Annotated in this window: 19 protein-coding genes; 13 read left to right on the top strand and 6 right to left on the bottom strand. The window is 37.4% G+C overall.

All coding sequences use genetic code 11. From position 1 onward, the window contains the following. Window positions 1–153: 153 nt before the first annotated feature. From ACLCEG_RS17735 to ACLCEG_RS17710, 6 genes are all read left to right on the top strand, one after another. Entirely contained in the window at window positions 154–1,179 is a 1,026-nt protein-coding gene (locus ACLCEG_RS17735) for a ferredoxin reductase (RefSeq protein WP_410568598.1), read from the top strand. Between the two features lie 30 nt (window positions 1,180–1,209). Continuing rightward, window positions 1,210–2,352, top strand: a complete 1,143-nt coding sequence (locus ACLCEG_RS17730) for a fatty acid desaturase family protein (RefSeq protein ID WP_410568616.1) — start codon at window positions 1,210–1,212, stop codon at window positions 2,350–2,352. Window positions 2,353–2,509: 157 nt separating this feature from the next. Continuing rightward, entirely contained in the window at window positions 2,510–3,226 is a 717-nt protein-coding gene (rph, locus tag ACLCEG_RS17725) for a ribonuclease PH (protein WP_004706096.1), read from the top strand. 133 nt (window positions 3,227–3,359) lie between these two features. Continuing rightward, entirely contained in the window at window positions 3,360–3,494 is a 135-nt protein-coding gene (locus ACLCEG_RS17720; RefSeq protein WP_264653691.1) for a hypothetical protein, read from the top strand. 20 nt (window positions 3,495–3,514) lie between these two features. Then, window positions 3,515–5,683 carry a phosphocholine-specific phospholipase C gene (locus tag ACLCEG_RS17715; protein WP_410568596.1) on the top strand — a complete coding sequence of 723 codons (2,169 nt, stop codon included), beginning with the start codon at window positions 3,515–3,517 and terminating at the stop codon, window positions 5,681–5,683. Between the two features lie 442 nt (window positions 5,684–6,125). Continuing rightward, a complete protein-coding gene (locus tag ACLCEG_RS17710; RefSeq protein WP_004706093.1) occupies window positions 6,126–6,293 on the top strand; it encodes a hypothetical protein in 168 nt (55 codons plus the stop codon). Here ACLCEG_RS17710 and nadC read toward each other — a convergent pair. Beyond that, complete coding sequence (nadC, locus tag ACLCEG_RS17705; protein WP_410568594.1) at window positions 6,290–7,135, bottom strand: carboxylating nicotinate-nucleotide diphosphorylase; 846 nt, start codon at window positions 7,133–7,135, stop codon at window positions 6,290–6,292. The two genes, ACLCEG_RS17710 and nadC, sit on opposite strands and share 4 nt — an antisense overlap. Before the next feature lie 171 nt (window positions 7,136–7,306). On the opposite strand from nadC, the gene ampD reads away from it, so the two are divergent. Next, window positions 7,307–7,876, top strand: coding sequence for a 1,6-anhydro-N-acetylmuramyl-L-alanine amidase AmpD (gene ampD / locus ACLCEG_RS17700; RefSeq protein ID WP_348888648.1), 570 nt, complete (start codon window positions 7,307–7,309; stop codon window positions 7,874–7,876). Between the two features lie 74 nt (window positions 7,877–7,950). After that, window positions 7,951–9,501: a murein biosynthesis integral membrane protein MurJ gene (gene murJ, locus ACLCEG_RS17695; RefSeq protein WP_171073708.1), complete on the top strand. Its 1,551-nt coding sequence runs from the start codon at window positions 7,951–7,953 to the stop codon at window positions 9,499–9,501. A 48-nt stretch (window positions 9,502–9,549) separates the two neighbouring features. On the opposite strand, the gene ACLCEG_RS17690 is transcribed toward murJ, so the two are convergent. The 5 genes from ACLCEG_RS17690 to ACLCEG_RS17670 form a co-directional block, all read right to left on the bottom strand. Then, window positions 9,550–10,245 (bottom strand): FKBP-type peptidyl-prolyl cis-trans isomerase, encoded by a 696-nt coding sequence (locus ACLCEG_RS17690; RefSeq protein WP_019457909.1) that lies wholly within the window; start codon window positions 10,243–10,245, stop codon window positions 9,550–9,552. 49 nt (window positions 10,246–10,294) lie between these two features. Further along, window positions 10,295–11,017, bottom strand: a complete 723-nt coding sequence (locus tag ACLCEG_RS17685) for an FKBP-type peptidyl-prolyl cis-trans isomerase (RefSeq protein WP_151761063.1) — start codon at window positions 11,015–11,017, stop codon at window positions 10,295–10,297. 194 nt (window positions 11,018–11,211) lie between these two features. After that, window positions 11,212–13,407 (bottom strand): polysaccharide biosynthesis tyrosine autokinase, encoded by a 2,196-nt coding sequence (locus tag ACLCEG_RS17680; RefSeq protein WP_410568591.1) that lies wholly within the window; start codon window positions 13,405–13,407, stop codon window positions 11,212–11,214. A 21-nt stretch (window positions 13,408–13,428) separates the two neighbouring features. After that, complete coding sequence (locus tag ACLCEG_RS17675; protein WP_410568589.1) at window positions 13,429–13,857, bottom strand: low molecular weight protein-tyrosine-phosphatase; 429 nt, start codon at window positions 13,855–13,857, stop codon at window positions 13,429–13,431. 2 nt (window positions 13,858–13,859) lie between these two features. Beyond that, window positions 13,860–14,996, bottom strand: a complete 1,137-nt coding sequence (locus ACLCEG_RS17670) for a polysaccharide biosynthesis/export family protein (protein WP_410568587.1) — start codon at window positions 14,994–14,996, stop codon at window positions 13,860–13,862. Between the two features lie 162 nt (window positions 14,997–15,158). Between ACLCEG_RS17670 and tviB the strand changes: the two genes are divergently transcribed. From tviB to ACLCEG_RS17645, 5 genes are read left to right on the top strand one after another with little or no spacing between them, the layout of a single operon-like run. Further along, complete coding sequence (tviB, locus tag ACLCEG_RS17665; RefSeq protein ID WP_410568585.1) at window positions 15,159–16,436, top strand: Vi polysaccharide biosynthesis UDP-N-acetylglucosamine C-6 dehydrogenase TviB; 1,278 nt, start codon at window positions 15,159–15,161, stop codon at window positions 16,434–16,436. Between the two features lie 29 nt (window positions 16,437–16,465). Next, window positions 16,466–17,524, top strand: coding sequence for a dTDP-glucose 4,6-dehydratase (gene rfbB / locus ACLCEG_RS17660; protein WP_410568583.1), 1,059 nt, complete (start codon window positions 16,466–16,468; stop codon window positions 17,522–17,524). Next, on the top strand, window positions 17,524–18,399 hold the full coding sequence (rfbA, locus tag ACLCEG_RS17655; RefSeq protein ID WP_410568581.1) for a glucose-1-phosphate thymidylyltransferase RfbA: 876 nt from the start codon (window positions 17,524–17,526) through the stop codon (window positions 18,397–18,399). Before rfbB ends, rfbA begins: the two co-directional genes overlap by 1 nt. Continuing rightward, window positions 18,399–19,499: a DegT/DnrJ/EryC1/StrS family aminotransferase gene (locus ACLCEG_RS17650; protein ID WP_410568579.1), complete on the top strand. Its 1,101-nt coding sequence runs from the start codon at window positions 18,399–18,401 to the stop codon at window positions 19,497–19,499. The genes rfbA and ACLCEG_RS17650 overlap by 1 nt, the downstream gene beginning before the upstream one ends. A 12-nt stretch (window positions 19,500–19,511) precedes the next feature. Next, window positions 19,512–20,216, top strand: a complete 705-nt coding sequence (locus ACLCEG_RS17645; RefSeq protein ID WP_410568577.1) for a WbqC family protein — start codon at window positions 19,512–19,514, stop codon at window positions 20,214–20,216. Window positions 20,217–20,239 lie beyond the last annotated feature (23 nt).

Raw genomic sequence — 20,239 nt, 5'->3', positions numbered from 1 at the left:
GTGAGCCAAAGTCTAACAAAAAAGAGCAAACTTTCATAAAAAAAATAGTGAACAAGTGTTGACTGAGTGAACACTTATAAATATAGTGTACATATGTTCACTATACGAACATGTGTTCACTCAAATAAATAGCCAGAAACAAAAGAGGAACGTATGAACGCAACACTTAACTATCAACCACATTGGGTTCGAGAAGATTTCGTTGATTTTGTTTTGCAAAAAATTAATGTGTCTTGGGCTTGGAAAAGGGTACTTGCAGAAGTTACCACAGTTCAGCCACTTCATACCGATATGGTGCTGATCAAGCTTAAACCGAATCGTAATTTTAATTTCGATCAGGTTTGTGCAGGTCAAAGTATTTTACTGACTTTACTTATCGATGGCGTTTACCAACAGCGTAGTTATTCAATTATTGAAGTAACCACTCAAGGTGAAATTGCTTTAGGTATTAAAGTACAAGGCTTGGTATCTCGCGCAGCTCAACTTTTACATGTGGGTGAGTGTGTTGAAATTTCACAGCCACAAGGTGAGTTCACTTTGCATCAAGGCCAGCAGCCCGCGATTTTAATTGCATCAGGAAGCGGTATTACTGCAATTTATTCACTTTTGCAGCAAGCTTTGAAACAGCAGCTTGAACAAATTCATGTGATTTATTTTAATCGTGCGGAAATTTTTCATGCTGAACTAAAAGCTTTGGCAGAGCAGTACCCACAGTTTCAGTATCATTTTTTTAATACCACCGAGCAAAAGCAGCATTTAACCGAAAGCCTGCTACAAAAGCTGGTTCCTGACTTTGCGCAGACTGCGACCTATGTGTGTGGACACCACAGCATGATGCAGCAGGCGAATGAAATTTATGCACAAAAGGATGCTCAGTCACAGCTTCATCAAGAGTATTTTCAGCCACTTCAAGTGACGGGAACCTATACCGCACAGCCTGTTATTTTCCGCCGTGCCCAACACGAGTTTTTAGCTGAAACAAATTTACTGAGCAGTGCAGAGCAAGCAGGACTACGTCCGCAACATGGTTGCCGTATGGGTGTCTGCAATAAATGCAGTTGCACCAAAGTAAGCGGTGTCACTCAAAATCTGTTAACAGGTGAAATTGAAGACCAGCCGAATCGTCCAATTAAACTATGCGTGAGCCAGGCATTAAGCCCAGTCACGATTGATCTATAAAAAGAATTAAAGAGGATTAAGCCTATGAATATGGCATTAGAATTTTCTACCGTTTCTAAATCTGCTCATTTAACACCTGAACAGACTGAAGAGTTTGGTCGCCGTGTTGAACAGATTCGTCAAGAAGTGATGCAAAGTCTTGGTGAACAAGACGCAAAATATATCTACAAAGTGCGTAATTTTGTTCGCTATACCGAAATCGCATCGCGTGGCATGTTGATGTTTGGTGGCTGGATTCCACCTGTCTGGTTATTGGGAACAGGCTTATTAGGCATTTCTAAAATTGTAGAAAATATGGAACTTGGTCATAACGTTATGCATGGTCAGTTTGATTGGTTAAATGAACCAAGCCTGAACGGTAATACTTACGATTGGGATACCATTGCATCGGGTGATGACTGGCGTGAAACACATAACTATGTGCACCATACCTATACCAATATTGTAGGTAAAGACCATGATGTGGGTTATGGCCTTTTACGAGTAAGTGACCAACAAAAGTGGGAACCTCGTCACCTGTTTAATATTCCACTCGGTCTACAGTTAATGTTTTTCTTTGAATGGTATGTAGGTGTACAAAACTTACATCTTGAAGATGCATTAGTTTATAAAACCAAGAGCTGGAAACAGGTTTGGAAAGATTCGGCTAAAGTGCGTAAAAAAGCAACGCGCCAAGTTTTAAAAGACTATGTGTTTTTCCCTGTGATCTCTGGTCCTATGTTTTTACCAGTTTTTGCAGGAAATGTAGTTGCCAATATTATTCGTAACTTGTGGTCATCTGCCGTGATCTTTAATGGTCATTTTACTGAAGATGCAGAAACGTTTGAGCCGGATAATACCGACACTGAAACTAAGGCAGAGTGGTATTTACGCCAGATTCGTGGTTCGAGTAATTTTAGTGGGACAGAATGGCTTCATTTTCTGAGTGGTAACTTAAGTCATCAAATTGAACACCACTTATTCCCAGATATGCCTGCCAACCGCTATAAAGAAGTGGCACCGAAAATTAAGGCGCTTTGCACAGAATATGGTATTCACTACAACGAAGCGAGCTTTATGCGCCAGTTCTGGAGTGTATGGATACGTTTAGCAAAATGTTCATTACCAAACCATACCACTGGAAAAGTGATGCAGACATTCGAAAAGTTAAAAGCAAAATTCAAATTTGCCTAATAGAAAGCCCAATAAATAGCTCCTAAAAGGGGCTATTTTTATTTTTAAGTCATGAAAAGTGCAGACTTACATTTCAAAGTAGGGAATAAACTCAACCTGTCAAAATCCTTTGCTATACTATGCCCAAGTTTGTATTTAAGAGAATTTAGGAAGGATTATGCGTATTGACCAACGTGCATTAGACCAATTACGTGAAGTGAAAATTACACGAAACTACACCCGTTATGCTGAAGGTTCTGTGCTGGTCGAATTTGGTCACACCAAAGTCCTTTGTACTGCAAGCATTGATAATTCAGTGCCACGCTTTTTAAAAGGCCAAGGCCAAGGCTGGGTAACAGCAGAGTATGGTATGTTACCGCGTTCAACACATTCACGTTGTGACCGTGAAGCTGCTCGTGGTAAACAAACTGGTCGTACTCAAGAAATCCAACGCCTCATTGGCCGTAGCTTACGTGCTATGGTTGATTTGAAAAAGCTTGGTGAAAATACCATTACCATCGACTGCGATGTAATTCAGGCTGATGGCGGTACACGTACTGCTTCAATCACTGGTGCTGCTGTAGCATTGGTTGATGCGATGAATGTTTTACTTGCACAGAAAAAAATTAAGCATGATCCGCTTAAAGGCCTAGTTGCTGCAATTTCTGTGGGTATGTATCAAGATGAAGTACTTCTTGATCTTTGCTATGAAGAAGATTCGAACTGTCAAACTGACTTAAACGTAGTAATGACACAAGCGGGCGAGTTTATTGAAATTCAAGGTACAGCCGAAGATAAACCGTTTACTCGTGCACAAAGCAATGCCATGTTAGAAATGGCAGAAAAAGGAATTGCCGAGCTGATTAAAAAGCAACAAGAAGCTTTAGGCTGGTAATTTCAAGTTATCTAAAAAACGCATCTTCGGATGCGTTTTTTTATGCCTTCATCAAATCGACATAAAAACATCACCTGCCTGTCACCTTTTCGCTTTATTAGTAGTTCGCATTTAAACCGTTTGGAAAAAAATGATGCGAAAACTTTCACTTTTATTTATTACATCTTTAGCGCTTATGCTCAGTGCTTGTAACGATGACAACAACTCAGATAATTCATCGCCAACAACACCGCCAACCAGCAATTGCAAAATGCACTGTGCACCATAATAAAAATTAAGGATGAAAAAATGAATCGTCGCGAATTTCTTTTAAATTCTACAAAAACTATGTTTGGGACTGCTGCTCTGGCAAGTTTCCCGCTAAGTATTCAAAAAGCGCTGGCTATCGATGCCAAAGTTGAAAGTGGAACTATTCAAGATGTTAAACATATCGTGATTTTGACTCAGGAAAACCGTTCTTTTGATAATTATTTTGGAACGTTAAAAGGTGTGCGTGGTTTTGGTGACCGCTTTACCATTCCAATGACAGAAAATCGTAAGGTCTGGGAGCAATACGACGCTAAGAAAAATAAAGTATTGCCTTACCATTTAGATAGTCGTTTAGGAAATGCTCAGCGTGTTTCAGGAACTCCTCACTCTTGGTCTGATGGCCAAGCTGCTTGGGACAATGGTCGTATGAGCGACTGGGTGGCTTATAAGAAACCGCAGTCAATGGGCTACTATAAAAAGCAAGAAGTTGAATATCAGTTTGCTTTAGCCAATGCTTTTACCATTTGTGATGCTTACCACTGCGCTATGCATGCGGGAACTAACCCGAACCGTAAGTTTATCTGGACTGGAACCAATGGACCTACAGGTGCAGGTGTAGCCAGTGTGGTCAACGAATTTGATGGGATTGGATCATCAACAGAAGGTTATGAATGGACGACGTATCCTGAGCGTTTACAGCAGGCTGGCGTGACATGGAAAGTTTATCAAAACATGCCAGATAACTTTACTGATAATCCATTAGCTGGTTTCAAACAGTATCGCCGTGCAAATGAGCAATCTGGACAACCTGTCAGCAATGACACACTGACGTGTCCAGCATACGATGAAAAAATTGATGCGACACAACCACTTTATAAAGGTATTGCCAATACCATGCCGGATGGTGGTTTTTTAGGAACTTTTAAAGCTGATATTGCCCAAGGAAAACTACCTCAAGTCAGTTGGTTAGTTGCTCCAGCAAATTATAGTGAGCATCCTGGGCCATCTAGTCCTGTGCAAGGCGCTTGGTATATTCAGGAAGTATTAAATGCTTTAACTGAAAACGCTGAGTTATGGAGCCAAACTGTTTTATTGGTGAATTTTGATGAGAATGATGGTTTCTTCGACCATGTTCCTTCACCGAGTGCACCATCTAAAGATATAAATGGCGTTGTATATGGAAAAACAACTTTAACCGATCAGCAAGTATCTTATGAGTACTTTAACCATCCGGCGGTAGCGACTTCAAAATCTCAACCTAAGCCAGATGGTCGAGTGTATGGGCCAGGTGTACGCGTTCCGATGTATGTGATTTCACCGTGGAGCCGTGGTGGCTGGGTAAACTCTCAAGTCTTTGACCATACTTCTATTTTACAATTTTTAGAAAAACGCTTTGGTGTACAAGAGCCGAATATTAGTCCATATCGCCGCGCCGTATGTGGTGATTTAACGACAGCATTTAATTTTAAAACACCGAACCTTTTGCCTGTTGCTGAACTAGATGGGAAGAAAACAAAAGCTGAGGCCGATGCGATTCGTGTTGCTCAAGCTTCGTTGCCACAAGTTCCTGTTCCAAGCCAGCAGCAATTTCCTCAGCAGGAAATGGGGATTCGACCATCACGTGCTTTGCCATATATTTTGCATACCAGTGCTAAAGTCGATGCCACTCAAAAAACAGTTAAATTGATGTTCTCTAATACGGGTAAACAGGCAGCCGTTTTCCATGTGTATAACCGATTGGACCTAACGTCAATTCCACGCCGTTATATGGTTGAAGCGGATAAACAGCTTGATGACGTGTGGAGCACAATAAATGGACAGTACGATTTATGGGTACTTGGGCCAAATGGTTTCCACCGTGCATTTAAAGGTAATTTGAGCCAAGCCAACCAGACGCAAGCATTACCGGAAATTAGAGTATGTGTGGAAGAGTGTGATGCGAATTTATATTTAAAAGTACGTCACGATGGCAATAAGTCAGTCAAACTCACAGTCAAAGCAAATGCTTATCTTCCAAGTAAGACATGGACTATCGAGACGAATAGTTCTGAAAAAGAATTAGTTTGGGATATGTCTGAATTTGGTGGTTGGTATGATTTTACGGTGACATTAGCGGATGATGTAACGTTTAGTCGTCGTTTTGCAGGACGTATAGAAACTCAAGAAGATTCAATTTCTGATCCATATATGGGTTATTTAGAGTCTTAAGTTGGTAAGTTTTCCCTTAATGAGGGTATTGGAATTTATTCCTCATTAGCTGGTGCTAAAAGTCATCTGCAACCTGTCTATAATCTATAAGGATCTTATTTTTGCAACAAAATAGGATAGAGGCTGAAAGTGGGCAGGTTTTGCAGATGGCAATGCCTTTGGTTACTTTGGGCAAAACCAAAGTAACAGAATTAGCTGTTGGCAAAAAAATCTAGACGGTAAGACTCCGCCTTGTAGGTTAATAAAGAGAAACAAGATATCCTTGTCACGATAGTAAATAAAGGGATTAGGGTATTGATATAAAATATTATGTGGGAAGATGCTGTTGTATAGATGAATAATAAAAATAAAGACTTACCTTTTGTAACAGAATCTCCTAAGCTTGGTCATATTTATCTTTTACCTTGAAACCCTAAATTTTTAAAAGTGATGGGGAAAATTTATGCTACAGGGTTTTATTGTATTATTAGCAGTAGTTACTTTTGTTTTAATGGCTGCCGACCCAAGAGATAACGGGGCACAAGCGACTCAGTCAGCATGGCAAAAAACACAAGCGGCAGACATAACTAAGTCGCAGAAACAAACCAATAACGATGTGGATTTTATTTAAGCATTAAAACGCATAGATAAATCAACAGCTCTGACGTCTTTAGTCAGGACACCCATAGAAATATAGTCGACACCAGTAGTTGCCACTTCACGCAAGTTTTCAATGGTGATATTGCCAGAAGCTTCGAGTTTACAACGTCCAGCTACATGCTTTACGGCATCAATCATTTGCTGTTGGCTGAAGTTGTCTAGCATAACAATGTCCGCGCCAGCCTCAAGTGCTTGGTTGAGCTCATCCCAAGTTTCAACTTCGACTTCAACTGGTTTGCCTGGTGCAATTTGGTGTGCTTTTGCAATTGCTTGAACAATACCACCAGCTGCCATAATATGGTTTTCTTTAATTAAGAACGCATCAAATAAACCAAGACGATGGTTTTGTCCGCCGCCAATAGCAACCGCATATTTTTGTGCAATACGTAAACCCGGTAAAGTTTTACGTGTATCGAGAAGTTTTGTATTTAAACCTTCAAGATGCTGAACATATTCAGCAGTTTTTGTTGCAACAGCAGACAAAGTTTGAATAAAGTTTAAAGCAGGGCGCTCTACCGTCAGTAGGCTACGTGCAGAACCAGCAAGCTTTAAAAAGGCTTCATTTGCAGCAACACGGTCACCTTCTTGTTTTAACCAAGTTACCTGTACAGTATTGTCATAAGCTGAGATGAGTGCATTTACCCACGGCTGTCCAGCTAAAACCATATCTTCACGGCTAATGATGGTCGCGGTTGCCTGTTCATCTTCAGGCGTGAGCATAGCGGTAATGTCACCGTCCCCAATATCTTCTTGTAATGCTTGTTGAATATTGATTTGAATTGACTGTTCAAGCAAAGACTGAGGTATGCTCATACGGTTTCCATTTTGTCGATGACCCTAAAACTTGCGATATATTAGCACCGTCGACTTTAAAAATAAGCTGTTTTATTCGTTTAATCGCGATAAATAATCGTGCTGACTACTTTGAAAAGCACATAACTGTTTTAAACTAAAACAATTGGCAAGCAATTTATTGGCACTTCAATGAAGAAAATCACACCGTATGAAGTTATAGATGGACAATTAAAAGGGGCGAGACAAGTCCCTTCTCCAAATTTTAACCAGCGTCCGACTGGTACCGAAATTCAAATGATTGTGGTTCATAATATTAGTTTGCCGCCATCTCAATTTGGAGGTGGGTATATTGAGCAGTTTTTTCAAAATAAATTAGATTGGTCGGTTCACCCCTATTTTCAAACTATTGAAGGCATGCAAGTTTCTACGCATTTGCTGATTTTACGTAGTGGGGAAGTCCTACAGTTTGTTAATTTTAACGATAGGGCATGGCATGCAGGGCGTTCGAGTTATTTAGCTAAAGTTGAATGCAATGATTATTCAATTGGTATTGAACTTGAAGGAAGTGATGACTTGCCTTTTGAAGAAGTACAGTACAGTGTACTAACTGATGTGGTTACTGCTATTCGTCAAGCTTATCCAGAAATTAAAAACCATATTGCAGGACATTCAGATATTGCACCGGGCCGAAAAACCGATCCGGGACCTTATTTTAAATGGCAGCACTTTAGACAACTGTTAGCACAGAAAAAAACTTGAGTTCATTCATCATTTCACAACGAAAAGATTTTCTAGTTTCATTACAATAGCGACTTTCGAATATATAGCTGTAGGTGAGTACGATGGCATTGTGGCGATCGACTTTTATTGTCAGTGCGATGACGATGTTGTCACGGGTATTGGGCTTAGTACGAGATGTCGTATTGCTCAACGTGTTTGGTGCGGGTAAAGATTTCGATACCTTTGTCGTTGCTTTTCGTATTCCCAACTTCTTTCGAAGGTTATTTGCAGAAGGAGCTTTCTCGCAAGCCTTTATTCCGGTACTAACCGAATATAAAACAGGTCGATTACATGCTGAAGTACAAATACTGATTAGTCGAGTATTTGGTTGTTTGCTTATGGTCATGACGTTACTCACTTTCGTGGCCATGGTTTTGGCACCAGCAATCATCTATATGTATGCGCCGGGTTTCCATAATGACCCTGAAAAATTCGATTTAGCGGTCAGCATGTTCCGTCTGACTATTCCATATTTAATGTTTATGTCACTGACTGCTTTTGCGAGTAGTATCTTAAACAGTTATGGTTCTTTTGCTTCCCCTGCTTTTTCACCTGTATTGCTTAATGTCGCAATGATTGCAGGTGCATGGTGGCTTACGCCGTATATGGCTGAGCCTATTAAAGCATTAGGATGGTCTGTTGTCGCAGCAGGTATTTTACAGTTAGCCATACAAATTCCTGAGTTATGGCGTAAAAATCTACTAATTCCACCTAAAGTTGATTTTAAACACGAGGGTGTAGAGCGTATTTTAAAATTAATGCTTCCAGCATTATTTGGTGTGTCTGTGACTCAGATTAACCTATTGTTAAATACGATTTGGGCCTCTTTCATGCAAGACGGTTCGGTATCTTGGCTCTACAGTGCAGAGCGTATGACTGAGTTACCTTTAGGTTTAATTGGTGTTGCGATTGGTACAGTAATTTTACCTTCGCTTTCAGCACGCCATGCTGAGCAAGATCAGGAAAAGTTCCGCGGCATGATCGACTGGGCAGCAAGAGTTATTGTGTTGGTTGGTTTGCCAGCAAGTATCGCCTTATTTATGCTTTCTACACCGATTATTCAGGCTTTATTCCAACGTGGCGAATTTGACCTACGTGATACTCAAATGACAGCACTTGCATTGCAATGTATGAGTGCTGGTGTAATTTCTTTTATGCTCATTAAGGTGTTTGCACCAGGCTTCTATGCGCAGCAAGATACTAAAACACCAGTACGTGTAGGTTTAATGTCAGTTGCCGCAAATGCCATTTTAAACGTTGTATTTATTGGATTCTTTAAACTGATCAATTGGCATGCTGAGCATATGGCGCTTGCATTGGCATCTTCTGGCTCAGCTTTGGTAAATGCCGGTTTGCTCTACTTCTATCTACATAAGCGTAATATTTTCCGATTTGGCTCACATTGGAAAAAACTAGCTCTTCAATATGGTTTAGCAAACCTTGCTATGATTGCAGTGCTTTGGTTGGGGTTAAATTGGTATAATGGTGAACTTTCTCAATGGATCCGTATTGCTGAGGTCGCAGGTCTATGCGTAGTAGGTGTAATCGCTTACTTAATTGGCTTACTGATTACTGGTTTTAGACCAAGAGATTTAAAACATTAAAATAAAAAAAGCGATCTTAAATGATCGCTTTTTTTGATCTTAAAAAACTTATTTTGGCAAAACTTGTAGCAATTCAATATCAAAAATTAAAGTACTATTTGGACCAATACTATCACCAGCACCTACTTCACCATAAGCAAGTTTAGCTGGAATAAAGAAACGGGTTTTACCGCCTTCTTTCATGGTTTGTAAGCCTTCTGTCCAGCCTGTAATCACCTGATTCAACTGGAAATCGACAGGGTGATTACGTGCGATTGAACTGTCAAAGACAGTTCCGTCGAGTAAACGGCCTTCATAGTTCACTTTTACACGAGAAGTAGCTTTAGGTGTTTTACCAGAACCTTCTTTTAAAACTTGATATTGCAAACCTGATTTTGTTGTAATCACACCAGATTTCTTAGCATTTTCTGCAAGAAAAGCAGCCCCAGCTTGGGCATTTTGTTGTCCTTGCTTTTGAAATTCAACAAGCTGTTTAGCTTCTAAAGTTTTTTTATACTCATTAATCGCTTTCGCCATTTCTTCATCAGTGAGGCGCGCTGACTTGTTCTGAGCACCTTCTTGAAGACCTTGATAAAAGATATCAAGATTTAAATCTGTTAATGCATCAGTATTATTACGTCCCATTAAATAGCCATAACTATAGCTAAACTGATCTTTTGCTGGACTTTTATTTGTTATCGGCGTGGCAGCAAGAACAGATAAACTCATTGTTGAGGCTGCAATAACCAAACTAATTTTTTTCATGCCATTTTCCAAAAAAACAGGAGAGTATAATTACTCTCCTGGATTGTTATTATTTCACTGAAATGAGTTCTACATCAAAAATCAGTGTGCTGTTTGCTGGGATCCCTGGAACTTCTTGTGGACCATATGCAAGATTTGATGGAATAAAGAAAGTCGCTTTTCCGCCTTCTTTCATAAGTTGAAGACCTTCAGTCCATCCTGGAATCACCTGATTAAGAGGGAACTCGATAGGTTGACCACGTTTATAAGAACTATCAAAAACCTGACCGTTAATTAAACGACCTTCATAATGAACTTTAACAACAGACTGTGCTGTTGGCTGCTTACCAGTACCTTCTTTAGTAATGATATATTGCAAACCTGATGCAGTAGTTTTTACCCCAGCTTTTGTTTTGTTTTCAGCAAGGAATTGTGCATCTGCAGATTCAGCCGATGTGGCTGCTTGCTCTGGTTTGTCTTGGTGCTGCATTTTTTGTTGTAACTCTTTTTCATAAGCTGCAACAGCTGCTTTTAAATCTTCTTGAGTATAAGCACTTGGCTGTTTGCTACGCGCATCATGGATCCCTTGAACAAATGCCTTTGTATCCAGTTCTGGAGGAGTTTGTTGCGCAACTTCATACCCAAGCACATAACTGATTTTTTGAATTGGAGAAGCATTTTTGTCTGCTTTACGTCCAACTTCTGTGGTCGGATGTTGAGTTGCATAATATACAGGTACAAGTGCAGCACCGCCTAAAACTACAGCGACAGCAATGGGTAAGGCTTTACTCATAAAAGGTTCCAAAAATAATCATTTGAGTCTAAAAGGCTGCTTCGATCTTAGCATGCTTCGACTTAAGCATAGAATGTTTAACAAAAAAAACGAGTGGTTTTTTTATATATTTTAGTTAGTTTTAATTTGGCGAAACTTAAAAAATTAAATAAAAAAACCGGATCATTTGATCCGGTTTTATGAAAACTTGAAACTTAGTCTTCTTTTTGTGCTTTATAGGCATAGGCATAGTTATAACCATAACCACCGCCACTAGAACGTTGAATGTCGTTAAGAATAAAGCCATTTACTTTAACACCAGCTTGTTCAAAACGATTAACAGTTAATTCAAGCTCTTTCATATGTGACTTGATATAACGAGCAACAATTAAGTTTACGCCAGTATATTGAGAAATAATAATACCGTCGGTTACTGCAAGCACTGGTGGAGTATCAATAATGATATGGTCATATTGGGTCTGGAACTTTTCAAGTAAGTCTTTGAACTGAGTAGAACTCAACATTTCTGATGGATTGGTTGGGCTCTTACCACGAGTAATTACATCAAGATTCGCAACTTGAGTTTTATGTAAAACTTGTGTTAAATCAGCTTGGCCACTTAGCAATTCAGAAAGACCAGGCTTCACATCAATATCAAAATATTTATGCATATAACCACGGCGCATATCAGCATCGATTAGTAATACGCGTCTATTCCCTTGTGCAAAAATAGTTGCTAGGTTAGTTGAAATAAAAGATTTACCGACTTCTGGAGAAGGACCAGCAATCATAATAATATTATTTTTTGCTGTACTTAATGCAAAGTGGATAGCGGTGCGAATACTACGCAAGCTTTCAATTGCAATATCATCGCTACTTTTAACAGCCAAAATAGGAATACTTTTTTTCTTTTTCAAGATACTCATACGAGTTTCTTGAATAGGGGAGCGAGGTACAGTCGCATAAACTGGAAGGTCAAGTTCATTTTCGATTTGTGTAGAATCTTTAACTCCACTACGCATCATATTACGTAATAACGCAATTAATACACCGATAAACCCACCAACAAATAACGAAAGAATGATAACAATCAATTTTTGAGGTTTAACTGGGTTAACTGGCTCTACAGCGGTATCAATGATGCGGACATTACCAATTTCACCGGCGTTAGCAATTTTAAGCTGTTGATAAGAGTTAAGTAACGACGTATATAACTCAGTGTTGACTTTTACATCCCGATATAGTTGTAAATATAAACGTTGTGTTTCAGGTAGTTGTGTTAAACGATTATTAAGATCGGCAATCTTTTTATTAATCTCTGCAATTTGTGCATCAATTTGCAAGATTAATGGATGATCATTAGTATATTTAGCAGAAAGTTCTGCTTGTTTTTGTTGTAACTCAATTTTAAGCTTTTCTAAATCAATATTTTGCTTGAGTAACAATTCAGATTCAGCATTCACATCGACTGTTCTATATTTCTCACGGAACTGGTTAAATTTGATCTCTGAGTCTTCTAGTTGTTTTTTAAGGTCTGGTAACTGTTTCTCAAGGAAGGCTAATGTTTGTTTGGCCTCTAAAGATTTCCGCTCAATATTTTGTTGATGATAAACAGCTAGAACATTATTGAGAACTTGAGTAATATGCTCTGGATCTTGACCTAAATAGCTTAAACCAATAACACCTGTCATTTTGCCTTTCTCAGCAATTTTATAAATAGTATTAAATTGATTTACAGCAGTGATTAAGGACAATTTAGTTAAAGTATAACTTTGATCTTTAGTATTACCTTGAGAACTAATTTTTACCTGCCATAGCCCTTTACTTGTATTTAATACATTGTTTTTGTTTAATATGCCGGTAAACACAATTTGATCTTTATAGATCAGATTAAAATTATTTACGTCTTTAAACTCTAATTTTAAAGCTTTATCTAAATAATATTCAGGTACGACAAGCTGATTTACAGCTAAATTATGGTCTCTTTTTGAATAAATTACAGCATCATGATGATACTCTAATTTGCTTTTGACTTGTGTGATTAGTTTAGCTATGAGTCCAGATTGATTATCTTTAATTTTAACATCAAGATTAAGATTTTGGATAACTTGCCCCAAAACCATACGAGATTTCAGAATCTCAATTTCTGCATCGGTTGGAGACTTTTGACCTAAGCCACCAGTTACCTTAGATAGATCACCAAGTAAGGCAGCAGACGCAGCACTTTTACTATCTTCTACCTGTACCATTGCATCGACTGCATAGGTATCTGGTGTTATACGTAAATATAGCAAGGCACAAATTAAGCTTAAAACTACACAGCATGCGATAATTTTCCACTGTGCAATCAAAGAAAAGAATAACTCTTTTAAATCAATGCTATCTTCGTTGGTTTTAGAGTTTTGATTCATAAATTTACAACTAATACAGAATTATAATTGAGTACGCCAATCTTGCACATAGCTTTGTATGTTGCGGCAAGTTTGATCAAAAAAAGCTTGGTCATGCTGATAAGGATCGGGTACATTTTGTCCTTGCCAATGGCCTAACCTAAAGACTTTACCTTTAGCAAAGGGCCAAGTTTGTTCAACATGTTTTTGTTGATTATGACTCATCACCAAAATTAAATCATTTTGTTTAATCAATTCAGCATTAAGCTGCCGAGCAATATGGGAGCGCATATCGATACTCAATTGGTCCATGCAATAGATGGCTTTATCATCTGCTGCATAGCCGACTAAAGCAGAAATCCCAGCGGACGAAACATTTAATTTAGGATGTTGGACTTTAAAAAAATATTCTGCCATTGGACTACGACAAATATTGCCTACACAGACTACCAAAATATTTTCAATATTCATTTCTAGTTATTTCCTAATAGCTGGAATGAATAAATTGCACTAGCAAATGGTACGATCTGTCCAATAACTCGTTGCCAGCGTGTTAAGCCTGTTGCATCAATATATACAATGTCATTTTTTTGCATTTGAAATTGATTGGATAGTGCGAGATTACCAATACTACTTAAATTGACCTGATAAATAGTCGATTGTTTAGTTTGTAAATTAGTACGCATCACATAAATACGAGCAGCGCTTGCAGAGTATGGGTTGACTCCCTCACTTTCGCCTAATACATCGCTCAAGGTCATACCTTCATCACGCAAATTAATAGCTTCATTTTTGTTCGATTCACCCATGACATAAAGTTTTTGATCTTGTTTTGTGTTGACGAAGATCGTGTCATTTGGTTGTACCAATAATTTATGGAGAGAATATCCTTGTTTCTCTAAATTTATCGCATTTAGACTATAAGTCTGACCATTTCGTATGAGTTGAATGTTGGTATTATCACCTGTTTGCGGGTTAATACCACCAGCCATACTTAGTGCAGAATAAATACTTATAGGTTGATCATCTAAAGTGTATTGTCCACTTTTCTGTACTTGCCCATTTACATAGAATCGACGTCCTTCATAAGAAAGGACTCTAACAATAACGTCAGGTGTTTTTAAATATTTAGCAAATTGAGTTCGTAACAATCGTGTTGCTTCTGGTACAGTTTTACCTGCAATATGGATCTGTCCAATTAATGGAAGTTGTATATTTCCATCTATATCAATTGGATAACCTGTATTTACACCCGCTTTGTCTTGTGTCGGAGGGGTAATTTCCGGATAGGCCCAGAGTTGAATAGATAATACATCATAAGGGCTTAAACGATATTGATAATGTGAGGTGTTAAAAAGAGCACTAATATTATTATTTGGGCGGATGATTTCTGAGTTCAGCTTAGCAAGGTTGTCTTGATTGAGCGGTACTACAGAAACTTCTGCACCTTGAGCAGTTTTAAAAGTGCCTTGTTCAGGCAAGTCATAAGTTTGAAATCCAGAGGTAACGGCACATCCTGTAAACGAAAGTGAAATGGCTAAAAATAATAATGTGCTTTGATGCTTCACATTCAAACCCTTTATTGTTTGTAATCCAATGATACTTTGCATGAAGACATTGGATTGTAGTCTATAATTAACCCAAATCATACTTTATTTGCCGACTAGTAATTGTATATTTCGAGAAAATTTTGTTTAAACTCTGCTATATTAACGTAGTAGGTCGTATCCATGATGTTTCCCCATTTAAAATTAAATGGTTAGGTTTTATATATGTTTCAACTTGAGCAACTAAAAATAGCAATTATCGGCTTAGGGTATGTTGGATTACCTCTAGCGGTTGAATTTGGTAAACATAAACCTACAATAGGACTAGATATAGATCAAAAGCGAATATTAGAGTTACAAAGTGGACATGATCACACCTTAGAAGTGACTGCAGATGAGCTAAAATATGTAGAACATCTCTCATATACTGCAGATATCAAGGATTTAAAAAATTCAAATTTCTTTATAGTTACTGTACCTACACCAATCGATGACTTTAAACAGCCAGACCTGACCCCGCTTATAAAAGCATCCCAAAGCATTGCTAAAGTTCTAAAAAAGGGGGATATAGTTGTTTATGAATCAACAGTTTATCCTGGTGCGACAGAAGAAGTATGTATACCTGAATTAGAAAAACATTCGGGTTTAAATTTTAATAAAGATTTCTTTGTTGGTTATAGTCCGGAACGTATTAATCCTGGTGATAAACAACGACGTGTCACTAATATTTTAAAAATTACCTCAGGTTCGACTCCAGAGGTCACTGACTATGTTGATCAAGTATATAACTTAATTATTGAGGCGGGCACACATAAAGCCCCGAGTATCAAAGTTGCTGAGGCTGCTAAAGTCATTGAAAATACACAAAGAGATGTGAATATCGCTTTAATCAATGAGTTGGCTCTGATTTTTAATAAAATGGGTATCGATACAGAAGATGTACTCAAGGCAGCAGGTACAAAATGGAATTTTTTAAACTTTAGACCTGGTTTAGTTGGGGGGCATTGTATCGGCGTTGACCCGTATTATTTAACGCATAAAGCAGAGTCAATTGGTTTACATCCTGAAATTATTTTGGCAGCTCGTCGTTTAAATGATCGTATGGGTGAGTATGTGGCGACCCAATTGATCAAAGAAATGGTAAAGCAGCGCATACAAGTTGTGGGTGCTCGTATATTAATTTTAGGTTTGAGTTTTAAAGAAAACTGTCCTGACATCCGAAATACTAAAATTGTAGACATGGTCAAAGCACTAAAGGAATACGATTTAGATCTTGATATTTACGATCCTTGGGTGGATAGTGCCGAAGTTGAAGGCGAGTATGGTTTAGCTCCAGTTACAGAATTAAAGCAAGATCATTATGATGCAATAGTTATTGCTGTTGCCCATGATCAGTTTAAAGTAATGTCGAGTCAGGAACTCATTGCATTAGGCAAAGAGAAACATGTTTTATATGATTTAAAATATGTCTTAGATAAAGAACAAAGTGATATTCGGCTGTAAAAATTACTAGTTATTAGCATAGGAATTTTATGAAAATTTTAGTCACTGGCGGTGCAGGTTTTATTGGTTCTGCTGTCATTAGAAATATTATAAAAAATACTCAAGATGAAGTATTAAATATAGATAAATTAACATATGCAGGCAATTTAGAATCATTGTCTGAAATTGACACGGATTCACGCTATCAATTTGAACAAGTTGATATTTGTGATAATGAACGTTTAACGGAAATTTTTAAAGTTTTCAAACCAGATGTCGTGATGCATCTAGCAGCCGAATCACATGTGGATCGTTCTATTGATGGTCCCGCTGAGTTTATTACAACAAATATTGTGGGCACTTATACATTATTAGAGGTTGCACGTAAGTACTGGCTACAATTAAATGAAGAAAAGAAAGCCTCTTTTAAATTTCACCATATTTCAACAGATGAGGTTTATGGTGATTTAGAAGGTACAACAGATTTATTCACTGAAACGACATCTTATGCGCCAAGTTCGCCGTATTCAGCAAGTAAAGCAAGTTCTGATCATTTAGTACGTGCTTGGCATAGAACATATGGTTTGCCAACTATCGTGACGAATTGTTCAAACAATTATGGTCCATACCACTTTCCAGAAAAGCTCATTCCATTAGTGATCTTAAATGCGCTGGATGGTAAAGCTTTACCAATTTATGGTAAAGGTGACCAGATCCGTGATTGGTTGTATGTCGAAGATCATGCCAAAGCTTTATATAAAGTTGTGAGCGAAGGTAAAGTTGGAGAAACTTATAATATCGGTGGTCATAATGAAAAACAAAATATAGAAGTTGTGAGAACAATTTGTAAAATTTTAGATGAATTAAAACCACAAAATAATCATCAACCTTATGAGACATTAATCACTTTCGTAAAAGATCGTCCAGGACATGATTTACGTTATGCAATTGATGCCTCAAAAATTGCAAAAGATTTAGGCTGGAAGCCTGAGGAAACATTTGAAACAGGTATTAGAAAGACTGTTGAATGGTATTTAAATAATTTAGAGTGGTGCCGCCGAGTACAAGATGGCAGTTACCAAAGAGAAAGATTAGGTGTAAGTGCATAATGAGTACAAAAGGTATAATTTTAGCAGGTGGTTCTGGAACACGTTTATATCCGATCACAAAAGGCGTTTCAAAACAACTATTACCAATTTACGATAAGCCAATGGTTTACTATCCATTGTCTGTTTTGATGTTGGCTGGTATTCGTGAAGTTCTTATTATCAGTACGCCAGATGATATAGATGGCTTTAAGCGATTATTGGGTAATGGTTCACAATTCGGTGTTGAATTAAGTTATGCCGTTCAACCAAGTCCGGATGGTTTAGCTCAAGCATTTATTATTGGCGAAGAGTTTATTGGCGAAAGTAATGTTTGTTTAGTACTTGGTGACAACATTTTCTACGGTCAAGGTTTTACGCCAATGCTACGCCAAGCTGTGGCCCGTCAAAAGGGTGCAACCGTATTTGGTTATCAAGTCAAAGATCCTGAACGTTTTGGTGTTGTTGAGTTTGATGAGGAAAAACGAGCAGTTTCATTAGAAGAAAAACCAAAACATCCAAAATCGAATTTTGCGGTTACGGGTCTTTATTTTTATGATAATGATGTAGTGAAAATTGCAAAACAAGTAAAACCATCAGATCGTGGTGAACTTGAAATTACGACAGTGAACCAGATGTATCTAGACCGTGGTGATCTCAATGTTGAGTTACTTGGACGTGGTTTTGCCTGGTTAGATACAGGAACACATGCAAGCTTACTTGAAGCAGCACAGTTTGTTGAAACTATTGAAAAACGTCAAGGTTATAAAGTGGCTTGTCTTGAAGAAATTGCACTTCATAATGGTTGGTTGACGAAAGCTCAAGTGTTAGAAATCGGCCAAAGCATGAGTAAGAATGATTATGGACAATATTTGATTTCTCTGGTGGACGAAGATTAATGAAAGAACCAATTTATGTTACTCAGCCAGTATTACCAGCGTTAGATGATTTTATTCCTTATTTAGAGCAAATTTGGAAAAATAAGGTCTTAACTAATTGTGGACCTTTGCATCAACAACTTGAAAAAGAATTGTGTGATTATTTAGATGTTCCTTTTATATCTTTGTTTAATAATGGAACTATTGCTTTAATGACTGCAATGCAGGCGCTTAATTTAGTTGAGGGGGAAGTGATTACGACACCTTACACGTTTATAGCAACTGCGCATTCAATTGTTTGGAATAAGTTGACGCCTGTTTTTGTAGATATTGATCCTATTACGTCAAATATTGACCCTCAAAAGGTCAAGCAGGCAATTACTGAAAAAACTGTTGCGATTATGCCTGTACATTGTTATGGCATTGCATGTGATGTTGAGCAATTACAAGAAATAGCGAATCACCATCATTTAAAACTTATATATGATGCGGCTCATGCATTTGGCGTGAAGTATCGTGGACAAAGTTTGTTAAATTATGGCGATTTGAGTGTGATTAGTTTTCATGCGACAAAAGTATTCAATACTTTTGAAGGTGGGGCTATCATTTGCCATAGTGCAGAAATGAAACAACGTATAGATCGTTTGAAGAATTTTGGGATTGTAAATGAAACAACGATTGAAGATTTTGGTTTAAACGGAAAGCTGAGTGAGGTTCATGCTGCATTAGGTTTACTTCAGTTGAAAACAATTGATCAAACCTTACAAGCACGTAAACAAATTGACCGTCAATACCGAGATTTATTAGCTCACATAGAAGGTATTCATTGTATTCAACGTACGGAAACTGAGATAGATAATTATTCATATTTTCCAATCGTAATTTCACAGCCGTATCCATTAAATCGTGATGAGCTTTTTGAAAAACTGAAAGAACATCAAATTTTTGCGCGTAAATATTTTTATCCTATTATGACTGATTTTGAAATTTATCAGCAGTATCAGTCTGCAACACCACAATCACATTTACTTTCACAAAAAGTATTATGTCTACCTATGTATCCAACATTAACGATTGATGAAATTCAATCGATCGTAAATGTGATTAAAAATGTAGTATGATAGGTGTAGATAATGAAATTAGCAATTATGCAACCGTATTTTATGCCATATATTGGCTATTTTCAGTTAATTAATGAAGTTGATAAATTTATTTTTTATGATGATGTAACATTTATTAAGCAAGGCTGGATTAACAGAAATCAAATATTAATCAATAATCAGGCAAGTTTATTTAGTATTCCTTTGTCGAATGCGAGTTCGCATGTTTTAATCAAGGATGTTCTAGTTACTGAAAAAGCATATGATAAGTGGAAAAAATCCTTTCTAAATTCTATACTTTTTAGCTATAAAAAAGCTAAAAATTATGAAGCAATTTCTAATCTAATTCATTCTATCCTAGAGCAACAACCTAAAACAATTTCAGAATTAGCAATTAAGAGTATAATTGAAGTTTCACGATATCTAGGAATTGAAACAGAGTTTGAGGTTAGCAGTGAAAGATACCAAAATACTTATTTGTCGGGTCAGGATCGTGTACTTGATATATGTAAAACTGAAAATGCGCTAACTTATATTAATCCAATAGGTGGTGTGGAGTTGTATTCAAAAAACGTTTTTTTGCAGCATGGAGTAGAGCTATTTTTTATTCAATCTAGTAAATCAATATATAAGCAGTTTTCGGGTGAGTTTGTTCCATTTTTGTCAATAATTGATGTAATGATGTTTAATGATGTTGAAGAAATTCAAGAACAATTAAAGCATTTTCATCTTGTTTAATAATGTATCTGATATTCTAGGGA

The organism is Acinetobacter sp. H1(2024), from assembly GCF_046557555.1.
Lineage (GTDB): Bacteria > Pseudomonadota > Gammaproteobacteria > Pseudomonadales > Moraxellaceae > Acinetobacter > Acinetobacter seifertii.
Note: the sequence above shows the minus strand (reverse complement) of the source record. Positions and strands in the feature narration are given on the sequence as shown.